Annotated in this window: 23 protein-coding genes; 14 read left to right on the top strand and 9 right to left on the bottom strand. The window is 65.4% G+C overall.

Annotated elements, in window-relative coordinates; translation table 11 throughout:
• Positions 1-2: 2 nt before the first annotated feature.
• Positions 3-590, bottom strand: a complete 588-nt coding sequence (locus Q0894_RS08825; protein ID WP_299233950.1) for an SCO family protein — start codon at positions 588-590, stop codon at positions 3-5.
• Positions 587-1090 (bottom strand): hypothetical protein, encoded by a 504-nt coding sequence (locus tag Q0894_RS08830; protein WP_299233953.1) that lies wholly within the window; start codon positions 1088-1090, stop codon positions 587-589. Before Q0894_RS08830 ends, Q0894_RS08825 begins: the two co-directional genes overlap by 4 nt.
• 107 nt (positions 1091-1197) lie before the next feature.
• On the opposite strand from Q0894_RS08830, the gene Q0894_RS08835 reads away from it, so the two are divergent.
• Positions 1198-2115: an AEC family transporter gene (locus Q0894_RS08835; RefSeq protein ID WP_299233956.1), complete on the top strand. Its 918-nt coding sequence runs from the start codon at positions 1198-1200 to the stop codon at positions 2113-2115.
• A 186-nt stretch (positions 2116-2301) separates the two neighbouring features.
• Here the strand turns inward: Q0894_RS08835 and hemN are convergent, their stop codons facing one another.
• Together hemN and Q0894_RS08845 are read right to left on the bottom strand one after the other, a co-directional pair.
• Positions 2302-3687, bottom strand: a complete 1386-nt coding sequence (gene hemN / locus Q0894_RS08840) for an oxygen-independent coproporphyrinogen III oxidase (protein WP_299233959.1) — start codon at positions 3685-3687, stop codon at positions 2302-2304.
• 113 nt (positions 3688-3800) lie between these two features.
• Positions 3801-4943 (bottom strand): NnrS family protein, encoded by a 1143-nt coding sequence (locus tag Q0894_RS08845; RefSeq protein WP_299233962.1) that lies wholly within the window; start codon positions 4941-4943, stop codon positions 3801-3803.
• Between the two features lie 87 nt (positions 4944-5030).
• Here Q0894_RS08845 and Q0894_RS08850 point away from each other — a divergent pair, with 87 nt between their 5' ends.
• The 13 genes from Q0894_RS08850 to Q0894_RS08910 all read left to right on the top strand — a co-directional run bounded on the left by Q0894_RS08850 (position 5031) and on the right by Q0894_RS08910 (position 16269).
• On the top strand, positions 5031-5441 hold the full coding sequence (locus Q0894_RS08850) for a YbaN family protein (RefSeq protein ID WP_299233965.1): 411 nt from the start codon (positions 5031-5033) through the stop codon (positions 5439-5441).
• Between the two features lie 32 nt (positions 5442-5473).
• Entirely contained in the window at positions 5474-5923 is a 450-nt protein-coding gene (locus Q0894_RS08855) for an Rrf2 family transcriptional regulator (RefSeq protein WP_299233967.1), read from the top strand.
• A 270-nt stretch (positions 5924-6193) separates the two neighbouring features.
• On the top strand, positions 6194-6508 hold the full coding sequence (locus tag Q0894_RS08860) for a cytochrome c (RefSeq protein ID WP_299233969.1): 315 nt from the start codon (positions 6194-6196) through the stop codon (positions 6506-6508).
• Between the two features lie 82 nt (positions 6509-6590).
• Positions 6591-8720: a transcriptional regulator NosR gene (gene nosR, locus Q0894_RS08865; protein WP_299233971.1), complete on the top strand. Its 2130-nt coding sequence runs from the start codon at positions 6591-6593 to the stop codon at positions 8718-8720.
• 2 nt (positions 8721-8722) lie between these two features.
• The gene (gene nosZ, locus Q0894_RS08870) at positions 8723-10618 is read left to right on the top strand and encodes a TAT-dependent nitrous-oxide reductase (RefSeq protein WP_299233973.1); all 1896 of its coding nucleotides are present in this window, start codon (positions 8723-8725) and stop codon (positions 10616-10618) included.
• A gap of 55 nt (positions 10619-10673) precedes the next feature.
• A complete protein-coding gene (locus tag Q0894_RS08875; protein ID WP_299233976.1) occupies positions 10674-12065 on the top strand; it encodes a nitrous oxide reductase family maturation protein NosD in 1392 nt (463 codons plus the stop codon).
• Positions 12062-13006, top strand: a complete 945-nt coding sequence (locus tag Q0894_RS08880) for an ABC transporter ATP-binding protein (RefSeq protein WP_299233979.1) — start codon at positions 12062-12064, stop codon at positions 13004-13006. Before Q0894_RS08875 ends, Q0894_RS08880 begins: the two co-directional genes overlap by 4 nt.
• Entirely contained in the window at positions 13003-13827 is an 825-nt protein-coding gene (locus Q0894_RS08885) for an ABC transporter permease (protein ID WP_299233982.1), read from the top strand. The genes Q0894_RS08880 and Q0894_RS08885 overlap by 4 nt, the downstream gene beginning before the upstream one ends.
• 45 nt (positions 13828-13872) lie before the next feature.
• Complete coding sequence (locus Q0894_RS08890) at positions 13873-14025, top strand: hypothetical protein (RefSeq protein WP_299233985.1); 153 nt, start codon at positions 13873-13875, stop codon at positions 14023-14025.
• Positions 14026-14039: 14 nt separating this feature from the next.
• Positions 14040-14591, top strand: a complete 552-nt coding sequence (locus tag Q0894_RS08895; RefSeq protein WP_299233987.1) for a nitrous oxide reductase accessory protein NosL — start codon at positions 14040-14042, stop codon at positions 14589-14591.
• 83 nt (positions 14592-14674) lie between these two features.
• Positions 14675-15214: a hypothetical protein gene (locus Q0894_RS08900; protein ID WP_299233990.1), complete on the top strand. Its 540-nt coding sequence runs from the start codon at positions 14675-14677 to the stop codon at positions 15212-15214.
• Between the two features lie 91 nt (positions 15215-15305).
• Complete coding sequence (locus tag Q0894_RS08905; protein WP_299233993.1) at positions 15306-15881, top strand: peptidylprolyl isomerase; 576 nt, start codon at positions 15306-15308, stop codon at positions 15879-15881.
• A 22-nt stretch (positions 15882-15903) separates the two neighbouring features.
• Positions 15904-16269, top strand: a complete 366-nt coding sequence (locus Q0894_RS08910; RefSeq protein ID WP_299233996.1) for a DUF6164 family protein — start codon at positions 15904-15906, stop codon at positions 16267-16269.
• 77 nt (positions 16270-16346) lie between these two features.
• Here the strand turns inward: Q0894_RS08910 and ahpF are convergent, their stop codons facing one another.
• The 5 genes from ahpF to Q0894_RS08935 all read right to left on the bottom strand — a co-directional run bounded on the left by ahpF (position 16347) and on the right by Q0894_RS08935 (position 21519).
• Positions 16347-17900, bottom strand: a complete 1554-nt coding sequence (gene ahpF / locus Q0894_RS08915; protein ID WP_299233999.1) for an alkyl hydroperoxide reductase subunit F — start codon at positions 17898-17900, stop codon at positions 16347-16349.
• A gap of 171 nt (positions 17901-18071) precedes the next feature.
• On the bottom strand, positions 18072-18635 hold the full coding sequence (gene ahpC / locus Q0894_RS08920) for an alkyl hydroperoxide reductase subunit C (RefSeq protein ID WP_195688618.1): 564 nt from the start codon (positions 18633-18635) through the stop codon (positions 18072-18074).
• A gap of 133 nt (positions 18636-18768) precedes the next feature.
• Positions 18769-19173, bottom strand: coding sequence for a ribonucleotide reductase subunit alpha (locus Q0894_RS08925; RefSeq protein ID WP_299234005.1), 405 nt, complete (start codon positions 19171-19173; stop codon positions 18769-18771).
• A gap of 115 nt (positions 19174-19288) precedes the next feature.
• Positions 19289-20329 (bottom strand): proline racemase family protein, encoded by a 1041-nt coding sequence (locus Q0894_RS08930; protein ID WP_299234008.1) that lies wholly within the window; start codon positions 20327-20329, stop codon positions 19289-19291.
• Positions 20326-21519 (bottom strand): zinc-binding dehydrogenase, encoded by a 1194-nt coding sequence (locus Q0894_RS08935; protein ID WP_299234011.1) that lies wholly within the window; start codon positions 21517-21519, stop codon positions 20326-20328. The genes Q0894_RS08930 and Q0894_RS08935 overlap by 4 nt, the downstream gene beginning before the upstream one ends.
• Between the last annotated feature and the right edge of the window lie 172 nt (positions 21520-21691).

Genomic DNA, 21691 nt, shown 5'->3' on the forward strand with positions numbered 1-21691 from the left:
GACTAGAGAGTTTCGTGCAGCGCGGCGAGCAGCCCGCGATGGGAGGGAGAATAGAGCACCCGGCGCTGGATCTCCCCCTCACGGTCGACCAGATAGAGCGACGAGCTGTGGTCGATCGTGTAATTCATGGCGGAGTCCGGCGCGTCGACCTTGCGCCATACCACCCCGTAGCGTCCGGCCAGCTCCTCGAGCTGGGCCGTGCTGCCGGTGGCACCGATGAAGCGCTCGCCGAAGAACGCCAGATACTCCTCCAGCCGCGCGAGGCTATCACGCTCGGGATCCAGCGAGACCATCAGCGGCACGAGCCGCTCACGCTGGGTGGGTTCGAGCTCGGTCAAAGCCTGACGCACCACTGCCAGGCTCATGGGGCAGACATCGGGGCAGTGGGTATAACCGAAGAACAGGACCGCCAGCTGGTCATCGTCCAGGTGTTCGAGGCTGAATTCCCCTCGAGTCGAGGGCAGCTCTATCGGCCCGCCGACGGGGCCACCATCGACTCCCGCCGTCAGCTGCTGCTGATACCAGCCGACACCGCCCACCGCCATCATCACGATCAATGCCACCCCGGCCCAGACTCCCTTGCGTTTCATGGTGCGTCTCCCCTGACCTCGAAATCAAACCCGCTCCCGAGCTTACCATCGGCCGTCTCGATAACCACCCGTGCCCGCCAGGGCATCACCGCCTCGGTACAGATGGGTATCTGTCCCTCGCCCCGATAGTGGCCATCCGCCCCGAGGCTCAGGGGGTAGCGATGCAGTCCCATGTCCATGTCGCGTCCGACGAAATCCACCATCACGCGCTCGGCCTTCACCCCCTGCAGGGACACCTCCAGCGGCAGGCGCTGCAGCGCGCGTATCTCGCCACGCACACCGAGATCGAGTGTCAGCTGGCGCTCTTCGCCCAGCCTGGCCAGACAGGGCCCGGTACTCAGCTGACATTCCGGCGACTCGGGATACCAGCGCACCTGCCCCATGTCACGCAGCAGGTGACTGACCAGGAACCAGAGGGCGATGGCCACCGTGCCCAGGGTCAACAACACCAGCAGGCGCAGCAGCGGCGGGCGTGAAGCAGTCGTGGGAGAGTCAGGCATAGGGGACGGGGTCGTCGCTCAGAGAACCGATAGCGGCAAGCTTATCAGCATTCGTTTGTGGCAGACTGCGGAACGATGTCGCAGGTAACGAGGCCAAGGAGGCCGACATGGCGGACATAGCGGGTGCCCTGGGGCCCCTGTTCCTGTTGATTCTGCTGGGGACCCTGCTGGGCTGGCTGCGCCAGCCAGGGGCCGAGTTCTGGCCACAGCTTGAGCGGCTGATCTACTTCCTGCTGTTCCCCGCCATGCTGGTGGCGACCCTGGCCACCGCGGATGTCAGCCAGGTGCCGGTGACCCGAGTGGCGATCGCCCTGCTGGGTCCCATGGGTGCCTTCGCCATCGTGCTATGGCGGCTGCGTGGCTGGCTGGGCATGCAGGCCCCGGCCTTCACCTCGGCCTTCCAGGGAGCACTGCGCTTCAACACCTATGTGGGGGTGGCCGGCGCCGCGGCACTGCACGGCCTTCCGGGAGCCACGGTAGCTGCGGTGGCCGTGGCGCTGATGGTCCCGGTGGTCAATGTTCTCTGTGTCTCCAGCTTTATCGCCGCCGGCACCCTGGGGCGCGGCAGCCTCGCCAAGAGCCTGGCGGCCCTGGGCCGCAACCCTCTTATCCTGGCCTGCCTGGTCGGCATCGGGCTCAATATCGGCGGCATCGGCCTGCCGGGGTGGAGCGAAGCGACGGTGGAGCTGCTGGGGCGTGCCGCCCTGCCTTTGGGACTGGTGGCGGTGGGCGTGGCCCTGCGTCCCGCCGCCCTGGTACGCCTCGATCGCGGGATCTGGGCAAGTCACCTGGTGAAGCTGGCGCTGATGCCGGCCCTGGCACTGGTACTGGCACTGCTGCTGGGCCTCGACCCGGTGAGTCGCGATGTGGTGCTGCTGTTCGCCGCGCTACCCACCGCCACCTCGGCCTATATCCTGGCCCGCCAGCTGGGCGGGGATGCCGAGATGATGGCCGCCTTGATCACCGGCCAGACGCTGCTGGCCATGGCGACCCTGCCGCTGTGGCTACGTTTGGCGGGAGCCTGAGAGGAGCCATTAATAAAAAACGTTCGCATTTGTGTTGACGACACAAACGAGAACGATTACTCTTTGATTGGCGGCGTTGATGAGGCGTCGCCACCAGGCAGGGCCCGCCAGTCTCCTGGCCTGGTTTCTCCCTCTCATTGCTAGACACGGTCTTGCGCCACCCTCCTCGAGGGTGGCTTTTTTTGTTCACACCGTGCGCGAGTAGCGTCCCGTGCTATGGGCCAGGTAGGCATCGAAGGCCATGGCGGCATTGCGCATCATCAACCGACCGGCAGGGAGCAGCTCGATCTCGTTATCGCGAATCGCCAGCAGGCCATCATCGGCCATCTCCTGAAGCTCGCTCAGGGCGTCGGCGAAATAGTCACGGAAGACGATGCCGTGCTTGGCCTCGATGGCAGCGAAGTCGATGCGGTTATGGCACATCAGGGCATTGATCACGTCGCGACGCAGGCGATCATCGTCGCTGAGCCGATAGCCCCGGAACACCGCGAGACGCCCCTCCTGCAGACGGTACTGATACTGGGCGGTCTCCTTGACGTTCTGGCTGTAGGTATCGCCTACCTTGCCGATGGAGGTGATGCCCAGACCGATCATGTCGCAGTCGGCATGGGTGGAGTAGCCCTGGAAATTGCGCTGCAGGGTGCCGTTCTCCCGGGCCAGGGTCAGCTCGTCATCGGGCAGGGCGAAGTGATCCATGCCGATATAGACGTAGCCGGCCTCGGTAAGCCGTCGAATGGTCAGCTCCAGCAATTCCAGCTTGCGCTCCGGAGGCGGCATGTCCTCGGGGCGTATCAGCCGCTGCGCCTTGAACAGCTCCGGCAGATGCGCGTAGCTGTAGGTGGCGATCCGGTCCGGGCGCAGCGCGATGATCTTGTCCAGGGTGGTATCGAAGCTGGCCACCGTCTGCAGCGGCAGACCATAGATCAGATCAACGCTGATCGACTGGAAGCCTGCCTGGCGAGCGGCATGAACCAGGGAGACGACATCCTCCTCGCTCTGCACCCGATTGACCGCCTTCTGCACATCGGGATCGAAGTCCTGTACCCCGAAGCTCAGGCGGTTGAAACCCAGCGCATGGAGCTCGTGAATCTGCTCGGGGGTTACCGTGCGTGGATCCACTTCCAGCGAGAACTCGCGCTCCTCGGGCGGCGCGAAGTGGAAGGCGGCATCCAGGCTTGCCATCAGCTCGCCGAGCTGGTCATTGCTCAGGTAGGTCGGCGTGCCGCCCCCCAGATGCAGCTGGGTCATGCGTCGGGTCTCGTCGAACAGCGCCCCCTGCACCCGGATCTCCTGCTGCAGCCAGGCCAGATATTCCGCCGCACGCTCGGTGTTATGGGTGATGATCTTGTTGCAGGCGCAGTAGTAGCAGAGGCTCTTGCAGAACGGAATATGCACATAGACCGACAGCGGCTTGGGCGCGGCGGCACCATTGCTGCGCTCGGCGGCGGCACGATAGTCATCCTCGGCGAAGGCCGCGTGAAACTGCGGCGCCGTGGGATAGGAGGTATAGCGCGGGCCGGGACGATCGTATTTCTCGACCAGGGGGCGATTGAAGAGCTGATGGTCTTGCATGGTCAAACGGCCTCGTTGAATGCCTTGGCATCGTCGCGGCGATGCCCGATGGTGCGCAGTATGCCAGCCTGAAACCGGCGCGTCGGTACCCTTGTGGAGGTAGTTGACCCCCGTCAACTCCTTGGCCGAATCGGCCCATGCCGCGACCATACGACCAACCGCCAGGCGGCGAGCAGCCACGCCAAGCTCCAGGCCAGGGCAGAGGCCCACAGCAGCGACAGCCAGGCCGCGCCCGCGGGAAAGGCCACCAGGCGCAGCAAGGCGGCCACACTGAACAGCAGCGCCAGCAGCAGCAATATCGGCTCCCTCTCGGGCCGCCCCTTGGCCCTGAGAATGGCCTGGCGCAACATGATGCCGCTGGCCAGGGTGCCCAGTGCCCCCACGGTAAAGACGTGCAGCACACCGCCGATGGGTTGGCCCAGCCAAAGCGAACGGGCCAGTAGCAGCAACCCGCCCCCCAGCCAGGCATAACCCAGCAGCAGGCCGATAAGGTCGGGGCGCCGTCGACAGGCCCAGGGGCGCCAGCGCCATAGCCGCCAAAGCACCAGCAACCCCGCCAACGCTGTCAGGGGGGCTGCAAGGCGCGAAGTGATCGACCAGGGTGCCAGCAGCGGGGTCATCCCCAGCAGCACGATCAGTGCCGCCTCCAGGCGCGGCTGAACCCCGGCACCGGCCTGGCGCCGGCTGGCCATCAGGTGGCCATTGACCGCCGGCGCCAGCACACGACCGCCCATGAAGGCCATCAACAGCACCAGCCACAGCACGGCGTGTTGCACCAGCGCGGAGGCCGGCACGCCCTGCCGCGTCAGCCGCTCCACCAGAGTTGCCACGGCAAGCAGGCAGAGCAGCCCCAACAACGGCGAGAGCAGTCGATTGCGCCACTTCTTGGCGGCCAGGAAGCGCGGCACCAGCCGCCAGGCCAGCAGCAGGGCAAACAGGCCATCGGCCAGCAGCACGGGCTGTGCCTCGGGCCAGACCAGGCCAGCTCCCCTGGCAACCAGCCAGAGTGCCACCAGCACCAGTAGCCAGTGACGCGGCAGCGGCCCCAGCAGATAGCCGGCGATCACCGCCAGGGCGAAACCGAACAGCAGTTCGCGACCATGTGCCGCGGGGGAGTCGATCAGTCCCAGAGGGGCCGCATGATAGAATGCCAGCAGTGACAGCGGCACCATCACGGCCGCATGCAGTGCCGCCAAGGGGAAGAACAGCCGCCAGGCCGGCGTCCTGGGGGGTGAGATGTCGGCTTTTGTTGACATGGCACAACTCCCACGTTGGCCGAAGTGCTAAGATGTATATATCTTACCACTTAATACACCACGCCCCCGGATCGGGGAGGTCATGACATGTCGGGATCCGCTTCGCGTCTTGCCTGGTGCGGCCTTACCTACGGCTGTATCGGCCTGGGTACCGTCGGGATGGTGCTGCCACTTCTGCCGACCACCCCCTTCCTGCTGCTGGCCGCCTGGTCGGCGCCCAAGGGGTCGCCGCGCCTGGCGCGCTGGCTGCATTCTCACCCGCGGTTTGGCCCCACCCTGCTGGCCTGGCGCGAGCGGCGCGCCATACCACGACGCGCCAAGGCGCTGGCAACCCTGCTGCTGTCCCTGAGCTGGGCGATGCTATGGGCCAGCGGCGCGCCGCTCCCGGGACTGGTGGCATCGGGGCTGCTGTTTGTTGCGGTCGCCGGCTTCGTGCTGAGCCGACCCGCTGACGCGGCGCCGCTGTCCGCCGAGCCCCACCTACGGGCCCAACGCTGATTCGAACACGACACGAGGCGACGCTTTCTGCCATGCACCTGACCCGCTTCTCCGACTACTCCCTGCGCGTGCTGCTCTATCTGGCGGTCAAGGGTGAAGAGCGCTCCACCATCACCGAGATCGCCGAGCGCTTCGAGATTTCACGCAACCACCTGATGAAGGTGGTCCAGGACCTCAGCCACCACGGCTATATCACCTCGATTCGTGGCAAGCATGGCGGCCTGCTGCTCAGACGCGAGCCGGACAGCATCGTGCTCGGCGAGCTGATACGTCGCACCGAGCGCGACCTGACCCTGGTGGAGTGTTTCGGCGATAACAACGAGTGCCTGATCACTCCCGCCTGCCGACTCAAGCACATCCTCGCCGAGGCCCTGGACGCCTTCATGGCGGTGCTCGATGGCTATACCCTGGAGGATCTGCTGGGCCCTCGCCGCCAGCCGCTGATCCAGCTGCTGCAGCTGGACGAACCGCCGGCCGCCTGAGCCCCTTACCGCCCCCTTCACCGACCGGTGAACAACGGCTGCCGGCCGACATTCTCCATGCCTTGTCACCACATCATTCCGCTTCACCTTCTGCGCACATCACTGCATTAGGCTTTTCTTTACCTTTTCGATTCCCGTGACTAGGCTGTAGATGACCTACGTCAAGCCAGGCAATACGCTTGCCTGGCATGATGGCAACAGTGGTCCGGTGGGCTGATTGGCGTAACCGGGCTTTTTCAGGCACGAAAAGATGCATTCCGGAGACCCCTTATGAAACTGATGCTTTCTGTCGCCCTGCTGGGCGGTGCCCTCCTGGCCATGGATGCCCAAGCCGCCGGTGACGCCGCCGCCGGCGAAGGCAAGATCGGCACCTGTGTAGCCTGCCATGGTACCGACGGCATGGGCCTTGCCCCCATCTATCCGAATCTTGCCGGTCAGTCTGCCGACTACCTCGTGAGCAGCCTCAAGGCCTACCGCGATGGCCAGCGTGGGGGCGGCATGTCCGCCATGATGACCCCGATGGCCCAGGGCCTCTCCGATGAGGACATCGCCGATATCGCCGCCTACTACTCCAGCCTGGAGTAATAGTCCGGGCCGGCTCCGGGCCGGCCCTTCCTGATGGGTGGCGGCAATCGCCGCCGAGGCTCTCGCCCACAAGGACCTTCCCATGCACGCATCACCTCATCGGCCAGTCGACGCTGTCGGCTTGCTGCTGGCCCTGCTTTGCCTGCTGATCAGCCTGCCGCTCCAGGCCCTGGAGCTCAACCAGGTGCGCGAGGGTTTCCCTGCCGCCGACCGACTGGAACCCGCCGACTCCCAGTGGCCGGTCAGCCGGGTGATGAGAGGTGATACGCTGCTCGGCTACGCCTTCGAGAGCGTCGAGATGGCGCCGATTCCCGCCTACTCTGGCAAGCCGGTCAATATGCTGGTGGGCTTCGATCTCGAGGGCAATATCGTCCAGGCCGATGTCATCAGCCACGAGGAGCCCATCATGCTGGTGGGTATTCCCGAATCGAAGCTCGAGGCCTTCGCCGATGACCACGTCGGCGCCCACGTCAACGACCGCATGAAGGTGGGTGACAACCTGGACGCCATCTCGGGCGCCACCGTGACCGTGATCGTGGTCAGCGATACCGTGATGCGCGCCGCACGCAAGGTGGCCGCCGAGCAGGGGCTGATCGCCGACCCTTCGGCCGCTCCTCCCGCAACGGTGCGTCAGGAGGTATTCTCCCCCGCCGACTGGGGCACGCTGACCGGCGACGGCACCATTCGCCGTCTGCACCTGACTCACGGCGAGGTGGATGACTCCTTCGTGGGCACCCCCGCCGAGAACTACATGCATACGCCCCGGCCGGCGGATCGCCCCTTTATCGAACTCTTCTATACCTACCTGAATCCGCCCACCGCCGGGCGCAACCTGCTCGGTGATACCGGCTACGCGCAGCTGATGGAGCGGCTCGATGAAGGCGAACATGCCATCGCGGTAATGGGCCGCGGCGACTACTCCTTCAAGGGCTCGGGCTATGTGCGCGGGGGGATCTTCGATCGCATCGAGCTTGCCCAGAACGGCAACCCGATCAGCTTTCACGACCGCGACCATCTGCGACTGGGCAGCCTCGGCATCGAGGGCGCTCCAGCCTTCGACGAACGCGATATCTTCATCATTCGCGACGCCGCCAACTTCGATCCCGGCCAGCCCTGGCAGCTCGAGCTGCTGGTGCGCCGCGCCTCGGGCCCCCTGGATACCGAGTTCAGTCGCTTCAGTGCCGACTACAGCGTTCCCGAGGCCTATATCGAGCGCCCCGAGCCCCCCGAGGAGGTGCCGATCTGGGTCGAGGTGTGGCACGACAAGGCCTTCCAGATTGCCGTGCTCCTCGCCGGCCTGCTCGTGCTGACCGGCATCATGATGTTCCAGGATATCCTGGTGAAGCACCCGCGCATCCTGCGTCCGCTGCGCCTGGGCTTTCTGGTCTATACCCTGGTATTTATCGGCTGGTACTCCCTGGCCCAGCTCTCGGTGGTCAATATCCTGACCTTCACCAACGCCCTGATCACCGACTTCAGCTGGGGCTCCTTCCTGATCGACCCGATGATGTTCATCCTCTGGTCCTTCGTGGCGGTGAGCCTGCTGCTGTGGGGACGCGGCGTGTTCTGTGGCTGGCTATGTCCCTTCGGTGCCCTTCAGGACCTGGTCAACAAGGCCGCCCGCAAGCTCGGTGTCAGGCAGTTCGAGCCCCCCTTCGGGCTCCATGAGCGTCTCTGGGCTCTGAAGTACATCATTCTGCTGGGGCTGTTCGCCGTCTCCCTGCATTCGCTGGGCACCGCCGAGCGCTACGCCGAGGTCGAGCCCTTCAAGACCGCCATTACCTTGCGCTTCCAGCGGGAGTGGGGCTTCTTGCTCTACGCCCTGGTGCTGGTGGCGATCTCCGCCGTCAACCACAAGTTCTACTGCCGCTATGTCTGCCCGCTGGGCGCCGGCCTGGCAATTCCCGCCCGCCTGCGCCTGTTCGACTGGCTGAAGCGGCATCGCGGCGACTGTGGCACCCCGTGCCAGATCTGCGCCAACGAATGCGAAGTGGCCGCCATCCACCCCGATGGTCGCATCAATGCCAACGAGTGCCACTACTGTCTCGACTGCCAGATCACCTACCACGACGACAAGCGCTGCCCGCCGATGATCAAGCGGCGCAAGCGCTATGAAAAGGCGTCGCGACTCTCCGCGGGCAAGCGAGGCGTCGAGACCCATGATCCCGCCAGCGCTCGGCTGCAGCGGATTCCGACCTACCAGGAGGATTGACCATGAGTGACAAGAAGAAAGAGATCGAGAATCTCGGACGCCGCCACTTCCTGCGCAACAGCGCGGTAACCGGCGTGGCCGGAGCGAGCCTCGCCGGCGGCTTTGGCGCCGGCACCCTGCTCGGCGGCAGTGGCAAGGCCCAGGCTGCCAGCGAAGGCAGCATCGAGGTCGCCCCGGGCGAGCTCGACGACTACTACGGCTTCTGGAGCGGCGGCCACTCCGGCGAAGTACGCGTACTGGGGGTCCCCTCCATGCGCGAGCTGATGCGCATCCCGGTGTTCAACATCGACAGCGCCACCGGCTGGGGGATCACCAACGAGTCAAGACGCGTGCTAGGTGACTCTGCGCGCTTCCTGAACGGCGACTGCCACCACCCGCACATCTCGATGACCGACGGCAGCTATGATGGCAAGTACCTGTTCATCAACGACAAGGCCAACACCCGGGTGGCCCGCATCCGTCTCGACATCATGAAGACGGACAAGATCACCAGCATTCCCAATGTCCAGGCGATACACGGCCTGCGCCTGCAGAAGGTGCCGCACACCCAGTACGTGTTCGCCAATGCCGAGTTCCCCATCCCGCATCACGACGATGACATCGTCAACGATGGCCGCGGCATGGAAAACCCGGAAGGCTACTACACCATGTTCAACGGCATCGACGCCGAGAGCATGGATGTGGCCTGGCAGGTGATCGTCGACGGCAACCTCGACAACACCGATGCCGACTACACCGGGCGCTTCGTGGCCTCGACCTGCTACAACTCCGAGAAGGGCATGACCCTGGCCGACACCATGCGCGCCGAGCGCGACTGGGTGGTGGTTTTCGACGTCGAGGCAATCGAAGCCGCCGTGGCCGCCGGCGAGTTCAAGACCCTGGGTGACAGCGAGGTACCGGTGCTCGACGGCCGCAAGGGCTCGAAGCTGACCCGTTACATCCCGGTGCCCAAGAACCCCCACGGCCTCAACACCTCGCCCGACGGCAAGTACTTCATCGCCAACGGCAAGCTCTCGCCAACCTGTTCGATCATCGCCATCGACAAGCTCCCCGAGCTGTTCGACGACGCCATCGAGCCGCGTGACGCCGTGGTCGGCGAGCCGGAGCTGGGTCTCGGACCGCTGCATACCACCTTCGACGGCCGCGGCAACGCCTACACCACACTGTTCATCGACAGCCAGGTGGCCAAGTGGAACATCGAGGACGCCATCCGCGCCTACGCCGGGGAGGAGGTGAACTACCTGCGCCAGAAGCTCGACGTCCACTACCAGCCCGGGCACAACCACGCCAGCCTCACCGAGACCAAGGATGCCGACGGCAAGTGGCTGGTGGTGCTCTCCAAGTTCGCCAAGGACCGCTTCCTGCCGGTGGGCCCGCTGCACCCCGAGAACGACCAGCTGATCGATATCTCCGGGGAAGAGATGAAGCTGGTCCATGACGGCCCCACCTACGCGGAGCCCCACGACTGCATCCTGGCACGCGCAGACCAGATCAACCCCAGAAAGATCTGGGCCCGTGACGACCCCTTCTTCGCCGAGACCGTGGCCATGGCCAAGGAGGATGGCGTCACCCTCGAGACCGACAACAAGATCGTGCGCGACGGCAACAAGGTGCGCGTCTACATGACCTCGGTGGCGCCACAGTTCGGCATCACCGAGTTCAAGGTCAAGCAGGGCGACGAGGTCACCGTGGTGGTCACCAACCTCGACCAGGTCGAGGACGTCAGCCATGGCTTCACCATGACCAACCATGGCGTTGCCATGGAGGTCAGTCCTCAGCAGACCGCCAGCGTCACCTTCACCGCCGACAGGCCCGGGGTGCACTGGTACTACTGCCAGTGGTTCTGTCATGCCATGCACATGGAAATGACCGGCCGCATGCTGGTCGAAAAGGCCTGATAGCACCCAGAGGGGCCGGGCAGACGCCCGGCCCCGCTTGTTCGCGGAGAGACGCATGACCCGACGACAACCTCGCGTCGTCCCCCGACTCATTCTCGCTGCCTGGCTGCTCCTATGGCTGCCGGGCGGCCTGCTGGCCGCCGACCTGACGGCCACCCCGGGCGAGCCGCTGCAGCCGCTGGTCGAGCGTGCCGCAAGTGGCGACCGCCTGCTGCTGCCCGCTGGCCGATACCCTGGCCCGCTGGTCATCGACCGCACGTTGACCCTCTCGGGAGACCCGGGTGCCGTGATCGACGGCGGCGGCGACGGCCATGCCGTGGTGCTGAATGCTCCGGATAGCGTGCTGGAGGGCGTGACCATCGAGAACTGGGGCGCCAACCTCACCGACATGGATGCCGGCCTCTTCGTCGAGCAGAGCGCCACCGGCAGCGTGATCCGTGACTCACGGCTCCAGGGCCCGGGCTTCGGTATCTGGCTCGACGCCGTCCACGACGTCCAGGTCCTCGACAATATGATCCGCGGCGACTCCTCACTGCGCTCCCAGGATCGCGGCAATGGCATCCACCTGTTCAACTCCCGTAACGTCACCGTGGCGGGCAACGATATCCGCCACACCCGCGACGGCATCTATATCGACACGAGCAGCCAGTGTCTGCTTCGCGGCAACCATATGCAGGACCTGCGCTATGGGGTTCACTACATGTACGCCTACGATAACCGGGTGGAAGAGAACACCACCCGCGATACCCGTACCGGCTACGCGCTGATGCAGTCCAAGCGCCTCAGGGTGGTGGGCAACCGCTCGGAGGGAGATCGCAACTACGGCATCCTGATGAACAACATCACCGACTCCCTGCTGCGCGACAACCACATCAGCAGGGTTCAACAGCGTCGCGACGCCCAGGGCAAGGGACTGGTCAGCGGCGCCGAAGGCAAGGCGCTGTTCGTCTACAACGCCCAGTACAACCGCTTCGAGGCCAACCGACTGGCCGACAGCGATATCGGCATCCACCTCACCGCCGGCTCCGAGGACAACGAGCTGGTCGGTAATGCCTTCGTCGGCAACCGTCAGCAGGTGATGTACGTGGCCACTCGCCCCCAGGAGTGGTCCGAGGCGGGACATGGCAACTACTGGAGCGACTATCTGGGGTGGGACCTGAATGGTGACGGCGTGGGCGACACTCCCTACGAGCCCAACGATGCCATGGACCGCGTGCTGTGGCGCTACCCGGTGGCGCGGTTGCTGATGCATAGCCCCGCCGTGCTGGCGCTGCGTTGGGTGCAGCGCCAGTTCCCTGTATTCCGTCCTCAGGGGGTCAAGGACAGCCATCCGCTGATGGAGGAACCCGGCCTAGATGGGCCCGGCCTGGATGGGCCCGGCCTGGATGGGCCCGACCTCAATGAACCCGGCATGAATCAACCCAATCTCGGAGACGCCGACGCATGACAGCGGTGATCGACTTTCAGGGCGTGACCCGTCGCGACGGTGGGCTGGCACGCCTCGACGCCCTCGACCTTCAGGTGAACGAAGGCGAGATCATGGCCCTGCTGGGCCATAACGGTGCCGGCAAGACCACCACCATGCATCTGATCCTCGGCCTGCTCTCGCCCAGCGAGGGACGCGTGGCGGTGCTCGGCGGTGCCCCCGACGGGGCTCATGCCGAGACCCTGCGCCGCCGCCTCGGCTATCTGCCCGAGAACGTCAGCTTCTACGAGCAGCTGAGCGGCCGGGAGGTGCTCGACTACTTCGCCCGCCTCAAGCGGGTCGACCGCGGCCAGGTGAGCGAACTGCTGGACCGGGTCGGCCTGGGTCACGCGGCTGAGCGGCGGGTGAAGACCTACTCCAAGGGCATGCGCCAGCGCCTCGGCCTGGCCCAGGCGCTGCTCGGCGACCCGCGTCTGCTGCTGCTCGACGAGCCCACCACCGGCCTCGACCCGGCCGCCACCCGCGACTTCTATGACACGGTACGTGGCCTGCGCGATCGCGGTTGTACGGTGTTGCTCTCCTCACATGTGCTGCCCGGGGTGGAACCCTATATCGACCGAGCCCTGATCCTTGGCGGCGGCCGTCGACTGGCGCTGGGTAGCCTGACGGAGCTGCGCATGGAAGCGGCCCTGCCGATCACCGTACGCGCCCGCAGCCACGGCGCTGGTGGTGATCTCGCCGGGCGTCTGGCCGACTGGGAGGATCCGCGTATCGGGATCTCCGCCCTCAACGGCCACGAGGTATCGCTCAGCGTACCGCCGGACGCCAAGCTCGCCGTGCTGCGTCGGCTCACCGACACTGCCGGCGTCGAGGATATCGAACTACTGCCACCGACCCTGGAGCACCTCTACACTCACTTCTCCGCAGAACTCTCGCCCCAGCAACGAGGAGATAGCGAATGAACGCCATCCTGACCATTGCCGGCAAGGAGTTTCGTGACGGAATGCGCAACCGCTGGGTACTGGCCATCGCCCTGGTGCTGGCCTTCCTCGCCGTAGGCATCGCCTGGTTCGGTGCCGCCGCCAGCGGTGGTCTGGGCTTCACCTCACTGGCCACCACCGTGGTCAGCCTGGCGACCCTCGCGGTATTCCTGATTCCGTTGATCGCCCTGCTGCTGGCCTTTGACGCCGTGGTGGGCGAGCAGGAGGCAGGCACCCTGCTGCTGCTGCTCACCTACCCCATCAGTCGCACCCAGCTGCTGCTCGGAAAGTTCCTCGGTCATGGCCTGATCCTGGGTGCCGCCACGGCGCTGGGCTTCTCCGTCGCCGGGGCGGTGATCGCGGTGGGTGCCGAGGGTGTGGCACTCGGCGAGCTGGCCCACGGCATGGGCCTGCTGATCGGCAGCAGCATCCTGCTGGGCTGGGTATTTATCGCCTTCGCCTACCTGATCAGCGTCTGTGTCAGCGAGAAAGCCCGGGCCGCCGGCCTGGCACTGGTGGTGTGGTTCCTGTTCGTGCTGGTCTTTGACCTGGGCCTGCTGGCACTGCTGGTCAGTGTCGAGCGGGGCGGCGACTGGCTACCCTGGCTGCTGCTGCTCAACCCCGCCGAGTGCTTCCGCCTGATCAACCTGGCCGGTTTCGAAGCCGCCCGCAGCTATAGTGGCCTGACCTCCATCGCCGAAAGCGGCGTCTTTCGTCCCGCCATGGTCACCGCCATCCTGGTGGCCTGGATCGCGGCACCTCTGGGCCTGGCGCTGCTGCGCTTCCGGCGACGCACCGCCTGACCCTACCAGGCCGCCCTCAATCTCCCGCTGATGAGTGATTCATCGATGAAGAAACTGACCCTGCCGCTCCTGCTGATCATCACCCTGCTGCTCTCCGCCTGCGGCGAGTCAGAGCCGGAAGTGCTGGCCGCCGCCCAGCCCATCGAGGCCGGCGACGCACCGCCTGACCCTACCAGGCCGCCCTCAATCTCCCGCTGATGAGTGATTCATCGATGAAGAAACTGACCCTGCCGCTCCTGCTGATCATCACCCTGCTGCTCTCCGCCTGCGGCGAGTCAGAGCCGGAAGTGCTGGCCGCCGCCCAGCCCATCGAGGCCGGCGACAGCTGCCACGTCTGCGGGATGCTGATCACCGAGCACCCCGGCCCCAAGGGCGAGGCCTTCATGGACAAGCAGGAGGAGCCGCTGAAGTTCTGCTCCACCATGGATCTGTTCGCCTTCCTCAAGCAGCCCGAGAACGAGACCCGGGTCTCCCACGCCTATGTGCACGATGTGGCCGTTGCCCCCTGGGTCACTCCCGACGACGAGGCCTTCGTGCTGGCCAGCGAAGCGGTCTACGTGGTGGGTCACGGCCAGCGCGGCGGCATGGGTCACACCCTCGCCTCGTTCGCCGACAAGGCCGACGCCGAGGCATTCCGCGAGGAGCATGGCGGCGAGATGGTCAGCTTCGCCGAGATCGACCTCGAGCTGCTGGGCCGCCTGGGCCGGGGCGAGCTGGGCGGCGATATCGGTGGGAGCATGGGCGGCATGCAACATGCGCAGTAGGTAGCACGAGAAACGGCCCTCGAGCTGCGCGGTGGGGGCCGGCATGCTAGCCTCGGGCGCACCGCCACCCGAGGAGCCCATGGATGTCGTCACGCCTTTCCCGTCTCGCTGCCGCCCTGATGGCCCTGATCTTGGCCGGGCCGGCCGCCGCCGTGCAGTTCAACGTCGCCGAGATCCAGCGCCATGGCGCCTGGCAGTCGATGATTCTGAGCCTCGGCGAGGAGCGCCTCTACCGCGCCCTGGAGGGTGATAACTACGCCGACGCCCACTTCAGCGTCAATGTCAGCCAGGGCGCCTGCGAGGCACCCTGGCTGGAGCTGCGCGTGGACCTCGGCGAGCACCAGCCTGAAAGCCAGGTGGTCAACCTGGTACCCGCCGACCTCAGGGTCGATGAGCAGACCATTCACTCGGGACAGGCCGAGTTTCGCACCGAGCGTGGCGACAGCGGCTTCTATGTACGGTTCGATCTTCCCGAGCAGCTACTGCTGCTCGATGAGATGCGCCGGGGCGAGATCCTGCGCCTGCGAATGATGCGCGGCCCCGACGACCCCTGGTTCATGGTCTTCGCCCTCGATGGCGCCGGCGAGGCAATGGATCGCATGGCGCAGGCCTGTCGCCCCTGAGCTCAAGCAATGAGTGAGCCCCGCTGACAGCAGTGCCCCGGCGCCGTATGCTGGGTACCGATATCAACCGACACCCCCCAAGGAGTGCCCCATGCGACGCCTAGCCCTCGCCCTACTGACGGCGACCCTGCCTGCCCTGGCTCTTGCCCAGACCGACGCCGCCCCCGACGTGGTGCTGCATACCAGCGAGGGTGCCATCGGCATCGAGCTTTACGAGGAGCAGGCCCCCAAAAGCGTCGAGAACTTCCTCGCCTACGCCGAGTCGGGCCACTACGACGGCACCCTCTTCCACCGGGTGATCGACGATTTCATGGTCCAGGGCGGCGGCTTCGACACCGACTTCACCCAGAAGGCGACCCGCGAGCCGATCGAGAACGAGGCCGACAACGGCCTCAAGAACCGCCGCGGCACCCTGGCCATGGCGCGCACCGGGGCGCCCCACTCGGCCACCGCCCAATTCTTTATCAACGTCGCCGATAACGGCTTCCTCGACCATGTCAGCACCCAGTCGGGGCGGACCTGGGGCTATGCGGTGTTCGGTCGGGTCGTCGACGGCATGGAGGTGGTGGACACCATCAAACGCGTGCCCACCGGAAATCGCGGCCGCCTTCAGAACGTGCCGAAAACGCCGGTGATCATCGAGCGCGCCGAGGTACTCGGCGATTGATCGATAGAAGAGGGTAACCAGAGTGGCGACACTGCTGTTTCGGCTCGACAACGTACCCGAGGAGGAGGCCGACGAGGTACGCCGCCTGCTCGAGCAGCACGGCTTCAACACCTTCGAGAGCCGTGCCGGCTTCTGGGGGCTTGGCGTGGCGGCCATTTGGCTGCGCGACAAGGGCGATTACGAGGCCGCCAGAGAGGCGCTGGATAGCTATCAGCAGGGGCTCGCCGAACGGGTTCGCGAGGAGCGCGATACGCTGGCCGAGCGCGGTGAGGCACCCACCCTGTGGCGCCGCCTGCACCAACACCCCGTGCGCATGCTGTTGATTGTACTGGCATTGGCCGGGGTGTTGACCCTTACCCTGCTGCCCTTCCTGGGCCTGATCAGCTGATGCCTGGATACGCCAACGCCCCCGCCGGTTAAACCGACGGGGGCGTTGCATGGTGTGGAAGCCGAGGACTTCCTGGATCAGCTGCGGATCAGGTGATCGAAGGCGCTCAGCGCGGCCTTGGAGCCCTCGCCCATGGCGATGACGATCTGCTTGTAGGGCACGGTGGTCACGTCGCCGGCGGCGAAGATCCCGGGCACCGAGGTCATGCCGCGCTCGTCGACGATGATCTCGCCGCGCTCGGAGAGCTCGATGGGTGAATCCTTGAGCCACTCGGTGTTGGGTACCAGGCCGATCTGCACGAACACGCCCTCCAGCTCGACCTGGCGGATCTCGCCGCTGGCGCGCTCCTCGTAGGTGAGGCCGTTGACGCGCTGGCCATCGCCATTCACCTCGGTGGTGCGGGCCCCCAGGATGATCTCCACGTTGGGCAGGCTGCGCAGCTTCTTCTGCAGCACCTCATCGGCGCGCATCTCGTCCATGAACTCGAACAGCGTCACATGGCCGACGATGCCGGCCAGGTCGATGGCCGCCTCGACGCCGGAGTTGCCCCCGCCGATGACCGCCACCCGCTTGCCCTTGAACAGCGGGCCATCACAGTGGGGACAGTAGGCCACCCCCTTGTTGCGATACTCGGCCTCGCCGGGCACGCCCATCTCACGCCAGCGGGCACCGGTGGCCAGCACCAGGGTCCTGCTCTTGAGGCTGGCGCCGGACTCGAACTGCACCTCGTGCGTCTCGCCCGGCTGACCCGGCAGCAGCTTGACGGCACGCTGCAGGTTCATGATGTCGACCTCATACTCCCTGACATGCTCCTCCAGTGCCGCGGCCAACTTGGGCCCGTCGGTATGGGGAACGGAGATAAGGTTCTCGATGGACATGGTGTCGAGCACCTGGCCACCGAAGCGCTCGGCGGCGACACCGGTGCGAATGCCCTTGCGTGCGGCATAGACCGCCGCCGCGGCAGCGGCGGGGCCACCACCGACCATCAGGGTATCGAAGGTCGGCTTCTCGCTGAGCTTGGCGGCCTCGCGCTCGGCGGCACCGGTGTCCACTTTGGCCAGGATCTGCTCCATGCTCATGCGACCCTGATCGAAGGGCTCGCCGTTGAGATAGATGCTCGGCACCGACATCACCTGGCGCTCTTCCACCTCGTCCTGGAACAGGGCCCCGTCGATGGCCACGTGATGGACATTGGGGTTGAGGACTGCCATCAGGTTCAGCGCCTGGACCACATCCGGGCAGTTCTGACAGGAGAGCGAGAAGTAGGTCTCGAAGTTGAGCTCACCGTCTAGCCCCTTGATCTGCTCGATCACCTCGTCGCTGGCTTTGGGCGGGTGGCCGCCTACCTGCAGCAGCGCCAGCACCAGGCTGGTGAACTCGTGACCCATGGGGATGCCGGCGAAGACCACGCCGGTCTCCTCGCCGGGGCGATTGATGGCGAAGGAGGGGCGACGCGCCTCCTCGCCATCAAGCTTTAGGGTAATCTTGTCGGTCAGGCCGACGATATCGGCCAGCAGGCCATGCAATTCCTTCGACTTGGCGCCATCATCGAGGGACGCAACGATCTCGAAGGGCTGAGTGACCTTGGCCAGATAGGCCTTGAGCTGAGTTTTCAGATTGTCGTCCAACATGACAGCGTGTTCCTTCATGTTCGAGAGTGTCAGGCCACGAGCTAGCCATGCCCTGCCGGTTTGGCAGTGCCATCGATCTGACTCGTGATGCGAAATAGGGCCCCGGGCGGGGGGAGGTGCCCGGGGCGGTGTGGCAAGGCCGGAAGAGGGGCCTCGCCACGCAGGCGGGGCTTAGATCTTGCCGACCAGGTCCAGTGACGGAGCCAGGGTCTCTTCGCCTTCTTCCCACTTGGCCGGGCAGACCTCGTTGGGGTTGGCACGCACGTACTGGGCGGCCTTGACCTTGCGCAGCAGCTCTTCGGCGTTGCGGCCGATGTTGCCTGCGTTCAGCTCGATGATCTGGATCTTGCCATCGGGGTCGACCACGAAGGTGCCACGCTCGGCGATACCGGCATCCTCGATCAGCACCTCGAAGTTGCGCGAGATGGTGTGGGTCGGGTCGGCCAGCATCGGGTAGGTCAGCTTGCCGATGGTCTCGGAGCTGTCGTGCCACGCCTTGTGGGTGAAGTGGGTGTCGGTAGAGACGCTGTAGATCTCGACGCCCAGCTTCTTGAACGCTTCGTAGTTGTCCTGCAGGTCACCCAGCTCGGTGGGGCAGACGAAGGTGAAGTCGGCCGGGTAGAAAAAGAAGATGCTCCACTGGCCCTTCACGTCCTGTTCGCTGACGTCGATGAACTCGCCGTTATGGTAAGCGGTGGCCTTGAACGGCTTGATTTCGGTGTTAAGCAGGGACATTCGTTAATGCTCCTTTCGTCATTGCCTAGGGATGGCTGGAATACGCAGGCATGGTAGCCCGTATTACCCGATAGTATAAATTGAATGGGGGCATCGCCCTGATAATTCAACCCTATGACAGGGCGGTGCACGGTCAGCCGATGCGCACCGCCTCCCCCTGGCGGTCCAGTGCCAGGAAGGCCTCGACGTTACCCATCTTCAGCGACTCGACCATGCGCTCGAGCTGCGCCTCGGCCTGCTCGGAAGCGGGGGCTTCGCTACCACGACCCGAAAGGGCACCGACGAAGACGATGTCCCACTCGACACCGGTGTTCTGCGACTCCGCCACCAGGCCGGCCATATCGGTCAGCTCCTCGGGGGCCTTGTCGACACACAGCACCGGGGCAAGCACGCCGCCTTCGCCCTGCTCGAAGCGGGCACGCTGCTCGGCGGAGGGGTTGTCCGGCAGTTCGGCACGCGTAAAGACGAACAGCAGGCGCTGGGCATCGGGCTGCAGGCGCGCCTCGCTGAGCAGATCTGAGAAGTTGGTGATGGCCATGCGAAGCCTCCAGTGGCAATCGAAAAGAAGAGTGAGCGCCAGCCTGCCCCCTTTGGAGGCGACGCTCAAGGGGAAGGCGGAAGAATCGGCCAGGTCAAGATGGCGGGAGCAAGACTCAGCCGTGGCGGGCACTGAGGATATGGTGCAGGCCGCTGCACTCCACCAGGGGGTCGTCGCAGTTGACCACCACCTCGGTGTGGCCCAACACATGGCCCTTGCCGGTGATGGTGTTCTCCACCACCGTGTGGGAACCCTCCCGACGAGTGCCGGTAAAGGTGCCGATAAAGCCGGTCTCGCGCAGGGAGATGGTCTCCAGCCGATCACCGGGCTCGAGGGTACCCTCATGGCGCATCAGCGCCAGGCGTGCCGAGGTACCGGTGCCGGTGGTGCTGCGGCAGATCACCCCCGGATGCACATAGGTGGCCGAACGCGAGCGGTAGAAGTCATCGGCCACCTGCTCCACCGGCCCCATGAAGTGCAGGAAGGGCAGTGGCCCCACATCGCCCAGGGTGTAGTGGGAGAAGCCGCGCTCGGCCTGAATCGCCTCGACGATCCTGTGGGCACACTCGGCGAGCCCGCGCTCCTCGTCGCGGTTGAGATGAAAGCCGAGCTCACCGGCATCCACCAGGGCATAGAAGCCGCCGCTGTAGGCCACGCTGTAGGCCACCTCGCCCAGCCCCGGCACCTGGATCGAGGCACGATAGGTATCGATATAGCTGGGCAACCCCTCGCAGGTGATCGCCTCCACCACGCCGTTCTCCACTCTCGCCTCGATCCTGACCGGTCCCGCCGGCGCCTCGAGCGTGAAGCGCTGCACGCCCTCCCTCTTGGGCACGATGCCGGCCTCGAGTACCGCGGTGGCGGTGCAGATGGTGTTGGAGCCCGAGTAGATGGGATAACCCATCACCTCCATGATGATATAGCCGGCGGCCGCCTCGGGGTCACTGGCCGGAACGATCAGGTCCACCGACATCTCGGGCACGCCATAGGGTTCGAACAGCAGCAGCTTGCGCAGGCCATCGGCATCATCGCGCAAGTAGTGCATCTGCTCGCGTACCGTGGCGCCGGGCAGGGCGTCGATGCCGCCCAGCACAATCCGACTGACATCACCGCCGGCGTGGGTGTCCATCATCCTGAAGCTGAGCGGACGGGTCATGGGCGAGACTCCTGCTGGGAAGAAGGAGCGGCAAGGGCGAAGGGAGCACCATGCACCTCCCACTGGCGGTCGGGAACGATCACGACCTTGCCCAGGAAGTTGCTGCCGCGACTGACGAAGTAGCGCTCGGCCTGGTGAAGTTCCGAGAGCCGGAAGGTGGCATGCAGCACCGGCTTGAGCTTACCGGAGTGGATCCAGGCGATCAGCTGCTCGGCCTCGTCACGGGTGCCATGGGAGACACCGAAGATCTGGACCTGATAGAGGTAGATGCGCGTCCACAGGATCTCCGAGATATTGCCGCCGCTGGCCCCGGCGATGGAGAGCCGCGGATAGCTGGTGCGCGCCTTCATGTCCTGAATCATGGTGTCGATGAAACAGTCGGTCATCTCGCCACCGACCAGGTCCATCACCGCATCGATAGGCGCCCCGCCGGTAGCCTCGAGGACCCGCTGGGCGAAGCCCTCGAGCTCGCCGCGATCGATTACCGCCTCGGCACCCAGGGCCTCGAGCGCCTCCGCCTTCTCCGGCTGGCTCACCGCATAGGGGGTGGCCCCCAGGATGCGGCAAAGCTGGATCAGTGCCGTGCCCACGCCACCGCTGGCGCCGCTGACCAGAACCCGCTCACCGGCAGCCACGCCGGCCGAGGTCAACATATGGTAGGCGGTCTGATAGGAACACATGCCCAGGGCGGCGAGCTCGGCATCCTCGAGCTCGGGATTGGGCACATGATGGAACTGGTCCGAGGGAACGACCACATACTCGGCGAAGCCGCCATCAGCGCCATGGCCGTAGTAGTCCGGGGTCAGATTGATGTCGCGGCGGGCGTCCGGGTAGAGGTTGAAGTCGAGCAGGCCGCGCTCGCCGATCCGTGCGGCGTCAACGCCTTCGCCCACCGCCACCACGCGCCCGGCAATATCGGCACCCTGAATGCGCGGGAAGGTCAGGGTCGGCTCACCGCCCATGGCAAAGGAGGTCACCTCGCCCTTCTTCACCGGGTAGAGTCCCTCTCGGGCCTTGCGGTCGGTGTTGTTCTTGGCGGTGGCCGTGACCCCTACCAGCACCTCGCCTGGGCCCGGCCGCGGGGTCGGCACGTCATCTCGGTAGACCAGCCTGTCGATGTCGCCATGCCCGGTCAGCAGCATGGCCGACATGGTGGCGGGAACGGTTGCATGGGGAGTGGGGTTCGCCATCTGCTGCCTCCTTGGTGGGAATGCTCGTGGGGCCACCGGCAACGCGTCGGCGGCTTGAAATTGTCCACAGCACAATAGCAGAGAGCCCCCGGCACAACCGAGTCCTTGAGGTAGCGAATAGCGGTGTGATCCTTCCTGTTTTACGGCAAGGAGATGACGGTTTTTTCTGCGC

The organism is uncultured Halomonas sp., assembly GCF_947501415.1.
GTDB lineage: Bacteria > Pseudomonadota > Gammaproteobacteria > Pseudomonadales > Halomonadaceae > Halomonas.